Origin of the sequence: Virgibacillus pantothenticus, from assembly GCF_018075365.1 — a bacterium.
GTDB lineage: Bacteria > Bacillota > Bacilli > Bacillales > Amphibacillaceae > Virgibacillus > Virgibacillus pantothenticus.
In genome coordinates, this window is the sequence record NZ_CP073011.1 from 2,305,850 (window position 1) to 2,321,824 (window position 15,975).

Consider the following 15,975-nt stretch of genomic DNA (forward strand, 5'->3'; position numbering starts at 1 on the left):
ATACATCATTCATCATAGCATAAACACAGGAGAATAATGAACAGTACCCTGGGTTGTAGTTAACACACCTGCTTGTAATTCTTTTACCATATATAAGTCATCTTCAACAGCAAAAGGTGGCTTAATGTTATAGGCAGAAGCCTTAACAAAGCCAAATTTAGGATAATATTCCTTATGTCCCAAAACTACTACTACAGAAAAATCTAACCTCGCTGCTGTTGTTAACCCGAATGTAATTAACGCCGTGCCGATTCCTTGGTTCTGATATTCAGGTAATACAGATAGCGGAGCTAACGATAACCCAATTAAGGAATTACCAGCGTTTTTAATTTCTACCGTAGTAAATAAAATATGTCCGGTAATCGTTTTGCCCTGCTTACTAACTAGCGAAAGTTCTGGGACAAATTCATTGGACGTTCGTAACGCACGTACTAATTCATGCTCCTTCCCATTACTATAGGCAACATTTTGAAACGCTTGCTGGATGACATCTTCCGTCTGCTTATAATCGCTAGGTTGTTCTTTTCGTATAAGCAAAATCAACCCTCCTCGCTTTACTCGACAATTTTTATGTTGCTTGGATGTAACTGAAGTAAATCCTCCCCTTCTATGTACAACGTGAAACTTAGGAGAGTAAATCAAGAATCTACTAAAAGACTAAATGCCTAATTCTATACAGAGCCCTTTATTCTCCTTTTGGTAATAACCATCAGTGGGAGGTAAAAGCACCTCCTCCACTGATTGAGGGTTCACTTTATCGCAAGCAGCGAAATACGCAATATTGAAGTGCCTCTTGATAAATTTCGGTAAGTTCTTGATGCTGATGCAGTATTTCGATTGCTTCATCTATTTGTGACTCTGAGAAATGAAAATCTTGAGCTTCATCTATCTCCACCTTCAATGGGTCTATGACTGGCTGTTCCAGATCAATTTGTTTAAATCCTGCCTGTATCAATTTTTCTCGCCATTCTGCTTCTGTTAATAGCTCACGAAACCCATAAAACGAGGCAATCACATTCCTATCTACCTCTGACATGCTTGCATCTATCATTATTTCAACAGCTAATAACCGCCCATGAGGCTGTAAAGCTTCCATAATAGAAGATAGCGATTTAGATAGATTTGTAAAAGCGAGTACCGATTCCGAAAGTACGATGTCAAATTGCTCCTTCAAACGCATATGTTCTACATTTTCTTGAAAAACTGTAATTGGAACATTACACGTATTAAACCTTTGTATAGCTTTTTCCACCATTAATGGGTGTATATCCATCGCTGTTACTGCACATGGAAAGTGTTCAGCGATAAAAGCTGCTGTCTGTCCGGTTCCGCACCCTATATCCAGTAAGCTCGTTGTGCGATCAATAGATTCCTTTACTAATATTTTTTTCGTTAACTTTAGTCCTCCAGGGTGTGCACCACCTATTCCAAGTTTGGCTAAACTATCCAAATAATTCATGCTTTCACCTCCAATAGTTTAACATATGTGACCATCGTTGGTTGAGGTACGAAAGGTCAATATTTTTTCCACTATGCATATGCTATCGCAATGAATCTTTCGAAAAGGAGATGAAACGATGCATGGAGTTATTCGAACAGATGAATGGCTGCTGGAAGACTATAAACAACCGATCCAGCTAGCTAAACGAGTAAAGGATTACTTTCCAAATGCTGAAGCAGAAGAAATATTTGCTCATCTAACAAAATTTGGCATGACTCGTTCAGCGATATCCAAAGTACGGGTTCAACAAATGCTAAAGGCAGACCTCTGGGACATCACTTCAATGGATTATAAAGAATTACAGCATCAATGGAATGGACCTGAAACACCTATTTTTATTTTCCCATCTGATGCAGCAAATTACAGGTTACACAAGGAGTTTAATGGAAAAGCAGGGCTTACCTTTAAGGACAAAGCTTTCTTATTCCTATCTGAATCAAATACAAAAATGGAAATCAAAGCACTTTTAACGCATGAATACAACCATGTTTGCCGTCTGGAAAAATGTAATAAACCAGAAAAACAGTATACCCTATTGGACACAATTATTTTGGAAGGCATGGCAGAGTATGCCGTTTTTAAACGGCTAGGAGAAGAGCATACAGCTAGTTACATCGGTAAATATAAGGATGAAGTGCTACACCATTTTTGGACGAAATATCTTTTGCCTGAAAAAGGTCTCCAAGTAAATACAAATAAGTACTATCGTTTACTTTATGGATCCCATTTTTATCCAAAAATGCTGGGGTATTGTGTTGGAGAATATCTTGTTCGAACCTATGCGAACAAGCATGGCTTGTCTTTGAAAGAGCTTTTTGTAGTTAAAAGTGAGGACATAGCAGAAACAAAAACTGTAGCGCCAAGGGATTAATTACTGGTTTCATCTTTTTTCGCCGCTTAATAATATCCGCGGGAGAAAGTGCTTTACTTCCGCGGATACGTCTATGATGCTTTATTGTTTATGACCTTTTCATTTCTTTATAAATGAATGCGAAGCTTTTTTCTTACTCGATCAATCACGTATAAAGTTGTACAGATGATAAACATAACAATTGCCGTGAAAATAAACGGTATTCCCCACCATTCGGCAATAGCTCCAGACACAGAGGACCCAGCTACAACCCCCAATGAAAAGAAAGCATAAAATATGCCGTATGCTTTTCCACGATCTATTTTAGAAGAGCTTTCTGCTACCATTCGATTCATGGAAGGAAACACGAATGCAAAGCCTATACCGTATACTATCATTGTCAGGATGCCTGTCCAGAACATAGTGACATAACTTAAAAGCAGCATCGCACTACCAATTATAAAAATCCCAGTCCCAACTAATATCAAAGGCTCCATATGGTCATAAATTTTATTAATTGGTGTTAAAAAGACTATGATTGCCATAATTCCAAATGTACTAAGCAATGCACCTGTCGCGCTCGCATCAAGTCCAATCGCCTCTACCTTTAACGGCAGAGCAAAAGCTAGTGTCCCGTTACTAATCATTAATCCAAACGCAGCTAATGAAGCCTGCAATAATAAAGGATTTTTTAATAATGGTATAAAATGCTTCACGTGAACCTTCGACCTGTCCCTAGATACGAAAGACTCCTCTATATAACGAAGCACTAGAAAAGACGTGAATAAAAATAAACCTGCTACTAATATAAATACATACTCTATTTGACCGCGAGCTGCCAAAGCCCCACCAACTGCCGGTCCAACAATAGCAGCAATGCCAATAGCAGCGCCTGTGAAGGCCATTGCCTTTCCTCTAGAACCAGCTCTTGTCTGATCACCAACATATGCGAATGCGGATGGAATTAAAAACCCACCAGCCAGCCCATGTAATAATCGAATGATAAACAATTGAAATCCTGTTGCAGCTAATGGGTATAATAGTAAAATAACCGTTACTGAAATCATACCGATAAATAACATGCGTTTTCTTCCATACTTGTCAATCCAGTGCCCCCCAAGAATGTTTCCAAACATATTGGTTAGTGAATATACAGCTACAATTGCACCAGTTAACATATGAGAAGCACCAAGACTTTTTGCATAAGGAGTTATAATCGGTAATTGAATAAATGTATCGATAAATGAAACAACAATAATAAAATATAAAAGCTTTTTCACTCATCTATCCCTCGCTTTCCAACCTATTATACCTAAATTCAACTGAAAAGCGATGATAAAAGCAGCAAAATGTTCATTCGTCACAGTTTCTACAAAAATGTTTCATTTTAACTGTTTATTGGTAATATATTAGTTTTGTTTATACATTTTTTTCCTTTGACTAAAACGGTACGGTTAGCTACGTATTCGTAATCCAAAAAAATTATACGATTTGGCTTTTAGCTAAGTTAATATATGACTGTTATCCTCTTTCGTATCACGCTGAATACATTATATACATTATCATCATTTATTATTTTCTTAAGCTATAATGAATGTATCCTCCCCTCTTTTTTGGTACGATAGAAAATATAAAATGATCAGCGGGGGTTTCATTCATCCTCAACGGCTTGTTAGTACATGATCGTATGACCTAAAGGGCGCTTACGAAATAGGGCATTTAGGTGCTGTTGTCTCCCGCTTAGTCTTGTTCCATACACACTCTCTAACCCTTGAAGTAGGAATCTTACTGCACTTTATATGCGGGATAAATTAAACGATAAAGAAGGCGATCTAACAATATGAATATATGGAAAAAATATAAACAAACTTCCTTTGTAATAAAAATGACCGTTGCATTTGTTCTAGGAATCATAGCTGGAGTAGTCTTCCAAAACCAAACAAACGTGTTAGAGCCATTAGGTACATTGCTTATTCATTTACTTAGTTTGATTGCTATTCCCGTCATATTTCTGACCGTGGTACTTGCAGTTAACCAAATGAAAATTACAAAACTTGGACGAATGGGCGGAAAGCTAATTCTTTACTATATTGCAACGACTGCAGCTGCTGTGTTAATTGGTCTCGCATTAGCTCTTTGGATTAACCCGGGTACAAGCCTAACATTACCGGATACGCAAGTGGAAGAACCTGAAACACCAAGTGTTTCCGATGTACTGTTACAAATTGTACCTAAAAACATATTTGCAGCCTTTACTTCTGGAGATCTAATGGCAATTTTATTTATTGCTGTTATTATGGGAGTTGCTATTTCCGCCATGCGCTACTCCGAAGACAAAAAAATGAAAGAATACGGCGACTTATTAAATACTCTTTTTACAGCATTAAATGAAATGTTTTACAAGATTTTGCAAGGCGTGCTACTATATGCACCTATAGGTATATTTGCCATTAGTGCAACAGCATTTGGCAGTCAAGGCTGGGAAACATTCCAATCGTTATTCAAGTTTACTGCAGTTTTTTATGCTGGTATTTTGTTATTATGGTTATTGGTTTATGCTGGATTTCTAAAATTATCCAAAACACCGGTTATTCCTTTTTTTAAGCAAACGAAAGAAGCCTATACGACTGCATTTTTCACATCGAGCAGCATTGCTTCTCTTCCTATTGCGATCCGCTCTGCTAAAAAAGCAGGTATTTCGGAAACAACAGCAAACTTTGCACTCCCACTAGGTGCTGTTTTCAATTCAGATGGCGGAGCATTACGGATGGGAGTTTCACTGGTCTTTGCTGCAAACATTATGAATTTAAACCTTTCGCCTACCGATTTTTTGGTAATTGTAATCATTGGAACACTGCTCTCTATTGGAACCGCCGGTGTGCCTGCAGCAGGATTGGTAACTTTATCCGCGGTACTTAGCATGTTTGGCTTACCACTTGAAATTGTAGCATTAATCGCCGGTGTTGATGCATTAATTGGGATGGCCGGTACTGCCTCCAACGTAATCGGAGACATCGTTGGAGCTTGCGTTGTTGATAAATCTGAACGGAAACGAGCCGCCTAAACAAAACAGCATGCGAACGAGGCTGGAATACAAAGCAGCTGACTAAAAGAGGAACAAAAATGATCTATTGTGTATACACAGGTTTTTAGCGTAGTCAAAATGTGTAGACTCTGGGAACAGTACGAGCTGAAGATCTCCCAGAAAAGCGATGTTTGCTTTTCCGAGAAAGCTGAGGGGTCCTGCGGAAAGCGAAGTATTTTAACGTAGCGATGGTAGGAGTTTTTAATACAAACAAGCCGGACAATATTTATAATTGTTCGGCTTTTGCTATATAGCATTTTCTTTTGTCTCAACCTTTTTTAGTGTAAATGGACAGGACCAGGTGTAAGCTTGCACTTCTTTACCGAACGTAGTCCTGAGACTCCTCATGGTAAGGCAGTGAAAAACTATAAAACAAGAAAAATAGATAGCCAAATGCTATTACATGCCGTGATGATTGAAGCTGATTTTTCTATGTAGCATATGTTGGAAGCGCCTTTTTGTAAAAGATCGCCGTTTTCAGTAGCCTTGTAAAGGCATACCACGCTTCTTCCCCTCTTACTTGAAAAAGACACTCCTCTAAAATCTTATTTTTGATGTTTAGCTAGTCCTCGCCATTTAATTTCCCCAATGCCATGTGGCAAGGAAATGGGGATGGTCTTTCCCAAAATTTATCAGATACTCGCCCTCTTTTTATTTCGGGAAAAATATACGTATACTTATGAACAAATATTGAAGGTGAAGTTCATTCTGTTGAAAAATTTTCCTTCTCTCTATATACTATTTATGTGAAATGTTTCACATGATAATGAAAGGAGTTTAAAACAACATGGAAGCAGAAATTAAAAAACAGCAAGCCATCCAGAGTAAGCATTTACAAAAAATAGAGTACGTGTTAGGGATAGCTGCAATTTTCTTCGTTCTTATTTTAGGTAACGTACTCTTAAAAACAGATATGCTGTTTTTCAGATTATTAATCGGTACAGGGCTTGGTTACACCTTGACACGTGCCTACACTGGATTTGCTGGTAGTATTAATCGCGCTTATAAGACTGGTTCTACAAAATTACTACGTGCAATGGCTCTAATGTTCTTTATTACTACCTTAGCAACGACCACTTTTTTACTTTATTCCAATCCTGCAAGCTACGATCTTTGGATTAACCCCATTAACCTTGGTCTAATAGCAGGTGGATTATTATTTGGTTTTGGAATGGCTTTCTCTTCATGCTGTGCTTCAGGCGTTTTAACAGATTTAGCAACGGGGTTCCCTAGAGCACTAATTACGTTATTATTTTTTGGTATGGGTATATTTATTGGTTTTCCTATTCAACATACAGCCAGTTGGATTACTAATTCTTGGTTTACTACTTCCGTAGGGAATCAGCTGCAAGGAGGCGTTTTTTTACCAGACCTCTTTAAATGGGATGGTCTTGGCGGCTATTTAGGTGCTATCCTAACCACTGCATTATTCTGTGGCATAACTGTTTACTTAGCTTACCGATATGAAAGAAAAAGAAAGCAACAAAATCGTTATATAGAACATGAAACGGAAAAAATGCAGGAGTTACCTAATAAATTTGATAGTAAAGATTATAAATTGTTCAGCCAAGAAACATATAATCGTATTTTTATTAAGCCTTGGACCTTGAAACAAGGAGCAATTGTAATCAGTATATTGTTTGTATTATTAATGGGTGTTACAAAAGCTGGTTGGGGAGCTTCTACACCTTTTGGTATATGGTTTGGTAAATTATTAATGTTCTTAGGTGTCTCTCCGGAATCGATTGCTTCTTTTACAAAAATGTCAGCGGAACCATTTGTGTTGCCATTTTTTGAACACCCGATTTCCGTGCAAAACTTTGGAATTCTAGTAGGAACAATTATCTATCTATTAACAGCTGGTAAAATGAAAACCATGTTCTTAGAAGGAGCGCATATTCGTAAAAAAGAAGCAGCTTTGTTCGCGTTAGGTGGCATTACAATGGGTTTAGGAACTAGACTTGCAAACGGATGTAATGTTGGGGCATTATTTACCCCTATTGCCAATTATTCGCTCTCAGGCTGGATATTCTTCCTATTTTTAGCACTAGGTGGTATTGTAGGCAATATGTTAGCTAAACGCTTATTTTAAGTCTTCTAAGATCATTTGCATAACAAATGGCGGAAACACAATCGGACACTAAAAAGGTAAACTGTGACCAAATATCAAATTTTTAAAAAGAAATCCAAATTACCTATACAGGTATATGTACAAAGCGTTAAGTTTTTGGTACTATATTTTTAGCTAGTAATGTTATAGGTTTCACAAAATAAATTATTCTATGTTACAGATAACTATCAGTTTGAAAGTCGAATCAACGACTGAATGACGCGCGATAAAGGAGAATGGAAAATGAGTAAAAAAATTGTTGTTATAGGTGGCGTTGCAGGAGGAGCTTCTGCCGCCGCAAGAGCAAGAAGATTAGATGAGCATGCGGAAGTCATTATGTTTGAAAGAGGTCCACATGTATCTTTTTCAAACTGTGCGCTACCTTTTCACCTAAGTGGAATTGTTGAAAATAGTGAAGATCTTGTATTAATGAATCCAAAACAATTTAAAAAACAATATAATATTGAAGCACGCGTTAATAGTGAAGTAACTTCTATTAACCGCAAGAATAAAACGGTTACAGTAAAAACCGTCGTAACAGGGGAAAGTTACGAAGAAAGCTATGATAAGCTCGTTTTATCTCCAGGAGCAAATCCTATTATTCCACCTATTCAAGGAACGGATATGGACCATGTATTTACCGTACGAAACGTTGTCGATATTGCGAAGCTGGACGCATATGTCAAGCAAGATAATGTTAAACAAGTTGCCGTAATTGGAGGAGGATTTATTGGCATAGAAGTTGTGGAAAATCTCCGTTTAGCTGGGTTAGACGTATCCTTAATTGAATTCAGCAATCAAGTGATGGCACCTTTTGACTATGATATGGCGCAAATTTTGCACAAAGAAATAATCGACCAAGGGGTTAACCTAATTGTCAATGATGGTTTAGCTAAAATCGAAGCTAGTCAAATCGAATTACAATCAGGTAAAATATTGGCTGCTGATGCCGTTGTACTTGCTATCGGTGTGAAACCAGAGACCAAATTAGCTGAACAAGCTGGGCTGGAAATTGGTCAAACTGGTGGCATTATGGTTGATCACAATTATGTTACGAGTGATTCGGATATTTACGCTGTTGGAGATGCGATTGAAGTATATCATAAGTTGACACATCAGCCAACTAGACTAGCACTTGCAGGACCTGCACAACGTCAAGCCAGAGCCGCAGCAGACCATATGTACCGTATCCCACATCGTCATACTGGAGTAATTGGCTCCTCCTGTATCCATGTGTTTGATCAAAACGCCGCAGCTACTGGTCTAAATGAAAAAGAAGCAGAGCGAGCTGGTATTGCTTATGATTTTGTTTATATTATCCCGAATGATAAAGTTGGCTTAATGCCTGAAAGCCATCCAATGCATTTTAAATTGATTTATGAATACCCTACAGGGAAAATACTTGGTGCTCAAGCCATCGGAAAAGGAAATGTTGATAAGCGTGTTGATGTCATTGCTACAATGATTACGATGGGTGGAACGCTAGAAGATTTAAAAGAACTAGAACTATGCTATTCCCCAATGTTTGGAACAGCGAAAGATGTAGTGAACTTTGCAGCATTAGTTGCACTCAACCGATTGAACGGAGAATTCAAGCAAGTTCCAGTAACAAAAGCGCGGGAATTGGTAGAAAATAATGCATTTATTATGGACGTAAGGGAAAAGCATGAATATGCATGCGGTCATTTAACCAATGCGGTGAATATACCTTTAAGTGAATTTAGAGATCGATTAGATGAAATCCCACAAAACCAACCTGTATATGTGCACTGTCGTTCCGCCCAGCGTAGCTACAATGCTGTAATGGCATTACAACACTTGGGCTATAAGAACGTATATAATATCTCAGGGTCTTATTTAGGCATTTGCTTATATGAATATTATACTGATCAAATGACGGGGAGAGAAAAAATCGTTACCGCTTATAACTTTAAATAACGATGATATGTTATGAGAAATAAACTGAACCGTTTTGATATTTTAAGCTTAGTATTAGGGTCTATTATTGGCTGGGGAGCATTTACGCTACCCGGCATTAAATTTCTTCCAGAGTCTGGGGTTATCAATACAACTATTGGGTTGCTGTTAGGTGGTTTTGCTATTCTTTTTATACAAAAAGGCTACCATATTATGATGCAGCAACATGCTGAAGATGGTGGTGGTTTCTCTTACACGTATAAGAATCTTGGCAGAGGGCATGGCTTTATTGTAGGCTGGGCTTTAATTCTTTGCTATTTAAGCATTGTTCCCCTTAACGCAACAGCCTTTGTATTAATTGTTAAAATTTTATTGGGATCAAACATAGAGTGGTTGTATCTTTACGAAATTGCTGGATATCCTGTTTATTTCTCAGAAGTGCTCATAGCAAGCTCCGTGCTTATTTTATTTGCAGCTTTAAATATTAGAGGCTTGCGGAAGAGCTCTAATGTCCAAAACGTGATGGTATTATTTTTAATGATTAATATCGCGATCGTTTTTATCGCCATGCTTTTAAATACAGGTTCAACAACTTTATCTACGAACTATTTTTATAACTATGATTTTGACATTGGTGAAATAGCAAAAGTCATTGCGATTATTCCATTTCTATTTGTCGGGTTTGATATTATTCCACAAGTAGCTACCCAATTAAAGTTTAAACCTGAAAAAGCAACCTGGATAGCGATTCTTTCCGTATTTTCCGGAGTAATTGCGTACAGCCTTTTAAATGTAATCACAGCACTTGCCTTCTCACCTGATCAAACAAAGCAGCTCGATTGGGCTCTTGGGGAAGCTGTGTTAACTCATGTCGGAAGCTTTGGTTTTATTTTATTAATCATCGCATTAATGACTGCCGTCTCTGGAGGCATTAACGGCTTTATGATTAGCAGCAGCCATCTGCTATCATCCTTATCTGCATACAAATTGTGCCATCCCAAATATATGAAGCGGACAAACGCCGGCGTTCCGATTAACAGCGTCTTTTTTATAACAGGTATTAGCCTTCTCGCACCTTGGTTTGGAAGAGAGGTTATTATTTATATTGTTGATATGTCCTCGTTTCTAGCAGCGATTGCTTATTTATACGTATGCTTTATTAGTTATAAACAAGCAGCTTCAAGGTGGGACCAACTGCTAACATTTACCGGAATTATCATTAGCATCAGTTTTATTCTCCTGTTAATTATCCCTCAATCTCCAGGAAAATTAAGTACGCCGTCTCTGATTTTCATGGGACTATGGGGAATTGCTGGTTTATTTTATTATCGCAGCTATACAAAAAAAGTTGCGAAACAGAACGCCAACCAATAAAGTGAATCTACAAACAGTGTGGGGGTTCATTCATCCCCCACTGTTTGTTAGTACCGTAATGGTATCACCTAAAGCCCTCTGAACGATTGGGCATTAGGTGCCATTATCTTCCACTTTGACTTGTTGCTGTACAGATTACCCAACTCCTGAAGTGGGAGTCTTACAGCAATAAAATGGTTGGCGTGCATTATTATTTATATCATACGTATCCGCAAATATTATTTTGGCATTACGTGCATACCCTTTCAGCCAACGAATACACAAACAAAGCAACGAATAATTTATTCACTTGTTAAATTACGGTTTAATTAATATTTTCACTTGTGATTTTTCTTGCAGTAAAGACTCAAACCCTTCCTCCACGATGTTATCCAATGCGATTTTTTTCGTAACTAAATCGCTTACTTCCAGCTTACCATCAGCAATTAAATCAATCACTGTCGGGAATATATTGCGGTAACCAATCGATCCGATCAAGTTAAGTTCTTTAAAAACAAGGCTGTTAGCATCCAATTCCGGTTTTGACTCCCAAAGACTTTCAATAACAATTTCTCCGCCCATTTTTGTGCTATTAACTGCTTGTTCTAATACTACAGGAACACCTGTAGCCTCAAAACTGATATCAGCTCCATCGCCTGCGGTTTGCTTCATGATCTCTTCAGCAACGTCACTCTCTGCTGGACTAATAGCAACTGCCCCAAGCTTGGTTGCTACTTTTCTTCGTTCTTCTGACAATTCAATGGCAAATACCTTTTTTGCTCCAGCTAAAAAGCTTGCTTGTACCGTTAATAAGCCAATTGGTCCGGCTCCAAAAACAGCTACTGTATCCCCAACCTTTAAGTTACTAAGTTTTACAGCATGCATAGCAACTGCTGTAGGTTCAACTAAAGCAGCTAATTCATAGCTCATATGCTCAGGTATTTTATGTACCATGTCTTCAGAAACAACGGTATACTCTGAGAAGCCTCCACCAACACCAGACATGCCAAAAGCTGCAATGACTTCACAAAGGTTATAACGCCCTTGACGGCAGGCTTTACATTTCCCGCAAGTAATCATCGGCTCCACAGTAACTCGATCCCCTAACGCTACTTGGGTAACGTTTTTCCCAACTTCTACTACCTCTCCGGCAAATTCATGACCCATAATAACTGGTGCAGTACCTTTTGTTAATGGATGAGGTGCTTCTGTTGGGATGGTAATTGGTCCAGCAACATATTCATGAAGATCGCTTCCACAAATACCGGCCCATTCTACTTTGATTTTCACTTCTCCTGCTTCAACAACTGGTTCATCAACATTCTCCACACGGATATCTTTTTTTGCATACCAAACTGCTGCTTTCATTGCCTTCACTCCTGTAAGATAGTTTTATAGAAGCTTATTGCTCTCCATATTAGCGTATCATAAGACTTGAACCATTTTTGTGTATATTTAGCAATTTTACGTGACATTTAACCTAGAACTATTTTCTTATAAAGTGAACCTTTGTCATTGTGGGTATTTTAGCCCGAATTTGGAATGGAATAGACGGGAAAAAGCTTTAATTGCCACTGATCCAGACCGCGTCCCTCCACTTGCTAACCCGCCCACCGAAGAAAGCGTTGTTTTAGGAAGTTTAACTGGTGCAGAATTCGACCGCATAGCCACAGAAGGTGCAAGAACTGTACCCCCTCGTGAAAATGGTGGCAATTGTGACATTAAAGACCTATCTAAAGGTTCTCGCGTATACTTTCCGGTATTTGTAGACGGAGCAAAATTATCTGTAGGCGATCTCCACTTCTCCCAAGGTGATGGGGAAATTACATTTTGCGGTGGTATCGAAATGTCTGGCTGGATTGAATTACAAGTAGATGTTATCAAAGGTGGTATGGAAAAATATCAAATCAAAACGAACCCAGTCTATCAACCAGGACCTGTAAACCCACACTATAACGAATATATTGTTTTCCAAGGTGTATCAGTAGAGTCCTCCGGCAAGCAAAACCTATTTAGATGCGAACGTGGCGTACTGTAATGCCTGTTTAAATGCTATTGAATTTCTCAAAACCCAGGGATATACTGGTGAGCAAGCTTATATGCTTTTATCTGCTGCTCCAGTCCAAGGTCACTTAGCCGGAGTTGTTGATATACCAAATACATGTGCCACAGTTGGAATTCCAAAAGAAATTTTTACGAAGAGTATCTTGCCAACATAATGGAGGTATACGTATGGCTATACATTTTCCTGCCAACTTTGTGGCGAATTTACGGAATGGCATAAAAGCAATAAAGGCAATAAACAAGAGACGTTCTGCCCTACCTGCAAAGCTGTTCCCAAACGCGTGCTTAAGCCACCAATTACGTTTCAGATGGATCAAAAAGTAAAACGTGCAATGGAGCGTGGAAGAGAACCGCAATTAGTCAAAAAAGAGCATTTGCCATCCACGTCTATAAGAGCAAAGCCGAGAACAAAGCGGCCTTGGTAAGTGTAGTCAATTACAATATTAGTAGGGGCGTTAGGTCCATACCCTATTAAACTGAATAAACCGACTGAAATCAAATCTAAAAATCTTGATTTCAGTCGGTTTTATTTTTCAAATGGTGCTTTGAACCTTTATACTGCATACAAGTGGAATGAGGCATTCCGATGTATTAACGCAATTTTAGTGCTGCAGCTAAGGAGCGCTAGAACAGTGATATCCATTTTCCATGCAGCATTTTACCGGTAAGCAAGATGTTGTTTACAAAAATTGTATCGTTACATCTCGCCTAGTTTTTAGACAAAGCATTGTTTCATAGGTGTGGAACGTTTATTTCAATTTAAACTCAGCTTCTGCACCTTTAGATATGTCTTTCCCATCTATATTACGCATTGGACCAATTTCTAATTCAAAAGCTTTGTCCTTCCAAATTTTTTCGTATTGTTCTTTATCTAAAAGAAAAACTTGTAACAGGTCACTACTATCATTGGCAGATATGACGTCATCATTTTTATAAGGTAACAGCATACCTTCATTTAATGTCCATTGTTTCCCATCATTCAAATGTAACGTTGAAGAAATAGAGCTTTTGGAAATATCTTCATCGTATCCATTATCAATGGTAAATTTAACCGTTAATAAAACCAATTCATCTGCTTGGAAACGCGGCGCTTCTTCTTCATTAGGTACAAAATTAGTAATTTGGTATCCTTCTAATGTGACTGTCGCTTTATCAATATCTTTGCTTTCTCCGATACCTTCTTCGCTTTCTAGCATTTCTTTATCGCCCATATTTTCAGCAGTTACTTTATCTTCATAAAATCCTTCACTAGCTTCTTGAGCAGCCTTCTTTTGATTTTCAGCATCTAACGGAAAACTAAATGTTTTTTCCTCACCAAATGAAGTGCTAAAATCATCTTTATCTGTTTGAGGAAGTGGAATCTCAACTTCGACGCTGCCAACTTCTAAAACATCATTTAAGCGATCTTCTCCAAATGGATATGTATAATAACCCGAAACTTCCTCACCCGCTTCTAATAAATAGTCATTGTCTGGTGATAATAAAATAGGCAACTGTTGATCTTTTGGTAAAAGTTCTTGATAATTATTTATATCTTTTTCTGCACCAGTATATGTCATATAGAGACTCGGCATATAGTGTACATCTTTATCTGTATCGTTTTTAACCGAATAATGAGCTATAATGACACCGCCATTAGTTTGATCGTCAAATGGAATATTGTAATCACGGTGAAAATCATTTAATTCTACAAGTGTATAACTATTTAATGTAAATGTTACACCTTCCATATCGTGAGTTTGCGGCTCTTTGTTTTCATATAATACATCAGCTGTTCCCTCAGTCGTCTTTTCCATATATGATATTAGCTCACTAAAGCTAGCTTCCTTCGTATTTTTAGGTTCTTTAGCTTTATTGTCTTCATCTTTTTTGACTACTTCCTCTTTTGACTTCTCAGCATTTGCCGTATCATCTTTTTCTTCTTTTTCATCACTGCCACAAGCAGTAGTTATGAATACCGAAAAAAGTAATACAACAAATAGCATAAACCCTTTTCTGATCATACAATTCCCCTCCATATGTAGTAAAATAAATCATTATCTATTATATAATATTCACTTGGGAAAGTCTACTAATTATGCAAAAATTATCCTTATTCCAAAGATTTTGAACTTAACTTTGATTTATTCAATATAGCTATTTTTATTAGATGTTCTTTCGGCCATGATTCCCCTTTGACTACACAGAGGTAACGAACCTTTTCCATATTCTTATCCGAGATTCATTTACTACAATTTCTCTCATAGATTAATAAATTACATCCTTCCTTTTCGTTCCCATTGGCTTTAGGTTTCCGTCTTTATCAAAATTAAAACTTTCAAAACGGTATTTACAATAGAGAATGACTAATTGTTCAGGTAGTACAAAAAGCATGGTGTAAAAAACTCCAATACCCACTACAACTATAATGATCAGATTAAGGTCGAAAAAAATCACATTTCTAATTATGTGTTGAATAACAAATACCAAGCCTGTACTTCCTATAATTACTGTTGGTAGCTATGTTGTAGTCTCAAATTTACTTCTTAACTGACCCTTTTTTGACCCATCTCGATAATCTCCCTTTTTTAATAAAAGATAAAAACGAGCGACTGTAATAATAACAATTAGTATCCCAAATATCAACGTTGTGATGGTTAACAATAATGGAGAATTTATGCTTAGTTCTTTTCCTAAAAAAAATAAAGCTCCTGTAAAAGAAAACAGCCCAAATAAATTTTGAGATACCAAAATAACTATAAAATATTGTGTTTTCTGTCGACTCATATAAACCTTAGGAAAAGAATAAATTATAGATAATAAAATTAGTGTAGCAGTTACCATACTATGAATAACAAAAACAATGTCAGCATATGGAAAATAAGTTGAGTCTGCAGCAACTACATAAGTTAATACAAACATCAACAACTGTAAAAGTATACTAAAAGTTAACATTCCTCCTAAACTATTTGGACTCTGTCTTCCCGATTCGAAAGGGCCTCGTAAAACAGCAAAACCTTCTTCTTGTAATTGGTCTAATAATTTCAGTTTAATCAACCCTTTTCCATACGCCGAAATAACATTTTAGCAGCAAAACATGGATTAGTATTAACTTA

12 protein-coding genes and 1 pseudogene are annotated in these 15,975 nt (G+C 37.4%); 6 read left to right on the top strand and 7 right to left on the bottom strand.

The annotated features are described in order from the left end of the window. Positions 1-12: 12 nt before the first annotated feature. Positions 13-537, bottom strand: coding sequence for a GNAT family N-acetyltransferase (locus tag KBP50_RS10860; RefSeq protein ID WP_236691428.1), 525 nt, complete (start codon positions 535-537; stop codon positions 13-15). A gap of 217 nt (positions 538-754) precedes the next feature. Beyond that, positions 755-1,459 carry a class I SAM-dependent methyltransferase gene (locus KBP50_RS10865; protein WP_050352540.1) on the bottom strand — a complete coding sequence of 235 codons (705 nt, stop codon included), beginning with the start codon at positions 1,457-1,459 and terminating at the stop codon, positions 755-757. Positions 1,460-1,577: 118 nt separating this feature from the next. On the opposite strand from KBP50_RS10865, the gene KBP50_RS10870 reads away from it, so the two are divergent. Further along, complete coding sequence (locus tag KBP50_RS10870; RefSeq protein WP_050352539.1) at positions 1,578-2,372, top strand: DUF2268 domain-containing putative Zn-dependent protease; 795 nt, start codon at positions 1,578-1,580, stop codon at positions 2,370-2,372. Positions 2,373-2,479: 107 nt separating this feature from the next. On the opposite strand, the gene KBP50_RS10875 is transcribed toward KBP50_RS10870, so the two are convergent. Then, the gene (locus tag KBP50_RS10875) at positions 2,480-3,631 is read right to left on the bottom strand and encodes an MFS transporter (RefSeq protein WP_050352538.1); all 1,152 of its coding nucleotides are present in this window, start codon (positions 3,629-3,631) and stop codon (positions 2,480-2,482) included. A gap of 560 nt (positions 3,632-4,191) precedes the next feature. On the opposite strand from KBP50_RS10875, the gene KBP50_RS10880 reads away from it, so the two are divergent. From KBP50_RS10880 to KBP50_RS10895, 4 genes are all read left to right on the top strand, one after another. Then, the gene (locus tag KBP50_RS10880; RefSeq protein ID WP_050352537.1) at positions 4,192-5,415 is read left to right on the top strand and encodes a dicarboxylate/amino acid:cation symporter; all 1,224 of its coding nucleotides are present in this window, start codon (positions 4,192-4,194) and stop codon (positions 5,413-5,415) included. Positions 5,416-6,223: 808 nt separating this feature from the next. Continuing rightward, the gene (locus tag KBP50_RS10885; protein ID WP_050352536.1) at positions 6,224-7,528 is read left to right on the top strand and encodes a YeeE/YedE family protein; all 1,305 of its coding nucleotides are present in this window, start codon (positions 6,224-6,226) and stop codon (positions 7,526-7,528) included. Between the two features lie 261 nt (positions 7,529-7,789). Beyond that, entirely contained in the window at positions 7,790-9,484 is a 1,695-nt protein-coding gene (locus tag KBP50_RS10890; RefSeq protein WP_050352535.1) for an FAD-dependent oxidoreductase, read from the top strand. A gap of 12 nt (positions 9,485-9,496) precedes the next feature. Beyond that, the gene (locus KBP50_RS10895; protein ID WP_050352534.1) at positions 9,497-10,837 is read left to right on the top strand and encodes an APC family permease; all 1,341 of its coding nucleotides are present in this window, start codon (positions 9,497-9,499) and stop codon (positions 10,835-10,837) included. A 297-nt stretch (positions 10,838-11,134) separates the two neighbouring features. On the opposite strand, the gene KBP50_RS10900 is transcribed toward KBP50_RS10895, so the two are convergent. Next, complete coding sequence (locus KBP50_RS10900; RefSeq protein ID WP_050352533.1) at positions 11,135-12,184, bottom strand: 2,3-butanediol dehydrogenase; 1,050 nt, start codon at positions 12,182-12,184, stop codon at positions 11,135-11,137. A gap of 172 nt (positions 12,185-12,356) precedes the next feature. Here KBP50_RS10900 and KBP50_RS10905 point away from each other — a divergent pair. Continuing rightward, positions 12,357-13,035: pseudogene (locus KBP50_RS10905) on the top strand (acetamidase/formamidase family protein); the annotation flags it as partial. Between the two features lie 594 nt (positions 13,036-13,629). Here the strand turns inward: KBP50_RS10905 and KBP50_RS10910 are convergent. The 3 genes from KBP50_RS10910 to KBP50_RS10915 all read right to left on the bottom strand — a co-directional run bounded on the left by KBP50_RS10910 (position 13,630) and on the right by KBP50_RS10915 (position 15,916). Beyond that, positions 13,630-14,883, bottom strand: a complete 1,254-nt coding sequence (locus KBP50_RS10910; protein ID WP_072742182.1) for a DUF5068 domain-containing protein — start codon at positions 14,881-14,883, stop codon at positions 13,630-13,632. Between the two features lie 244 nt (positions 14,884-15,127). Next, a complete protein-coding gene (locus KBP50_RS22485) occupies positions 15,128-15,253 on the bottom strand; it encodes a hypothetical protein (protein ID WP_280528738.1) in 126 nt (41 codons plus the stop codon). A gap of 126 nt (positions 15,254-15,379) precedes the next feature. Then, positions 15,380-15,916 carry a hypothetical protein gene (locus KBP50_RS10915; RefSeq protein ID WP_236691427.1) on the bottom strand — a complete coding sequence of 179 codons (537 nt, stop codon included), beginning with the start codon at positions 15,914-15,916 and terminating at the stop codon, positions 15,380-15,382. Positions 15,917-15,975 lie beyond the last annotated feature (59 nt).

Excerpts from the sequence above, each read along its gene's own strand:
- KBP50_RS10910 (WP_072742182.1), bottom strand. The coding sequence starts at position 14,883 with ATGATCAGAAAAGGGTTTATGCTATTTGTTGTATTACTTTTTTCGGTA.
- KBP50_RS10865 (WP_050352540.1), bottom strand. The coding sequence starts at position 1,459 with ATGAATTATTTGGATAGTTTAGCCAAACTTGGAATAGGTGGTGCACAC.
- KBP50_RS10890 (WP_050352535.1), top strand. The coding sequence starts at position 7,790 with ATGAGTAAAAAAATTGTTGTTATAGGTGGCGTTGCAGGAGGAGCTTCT.
- KBP50_RS10885 (WP_050352536.1), top strand. The coding sequence starts at position 6,224 with ATGGAAGCAGAAATTAAAAAACAGCAAGCCATCCAGAGTAAGCATTTA.
- KBP50_RS10880 (WP_050352537.1), top strand. The coding sequence starts at position 4,192 with ATGAATATATGGAAAAAATATAAACAAACTTCCTTTGTAATAAAAATG.
- KBP50_RS10895 (WP_050352534.1), top strand. The coding sequence starts at position 9,497 with ATGAGAAATAAACTGAACCGTTTTGATATTTTAAGCTTAGTATTAGGG.
- KBP50_RS22485 (WP_280528738.1), bottom strand. The coding sequence starts at position 15,253 with ATGCTTTTTGTACTACCTGAACAATTAGTCATTCTCTATTGTAAATAC.
- KBP50_RS10900 (WP_050352533.1), bottom strand. The coding sequence starts at position 12,184 with ATGAAAGCAGCAGTTTGGTATGCAAAAAAAGATATCCGTGTGGAGAAT.
- KBP50_RS10870 (WP_050352539.1), top strand. The coding sequence starts at position 1,578 with ATGCATGGAGTTATTCGAACAGATGAATGGCTGCTGGAAGACTATAAA.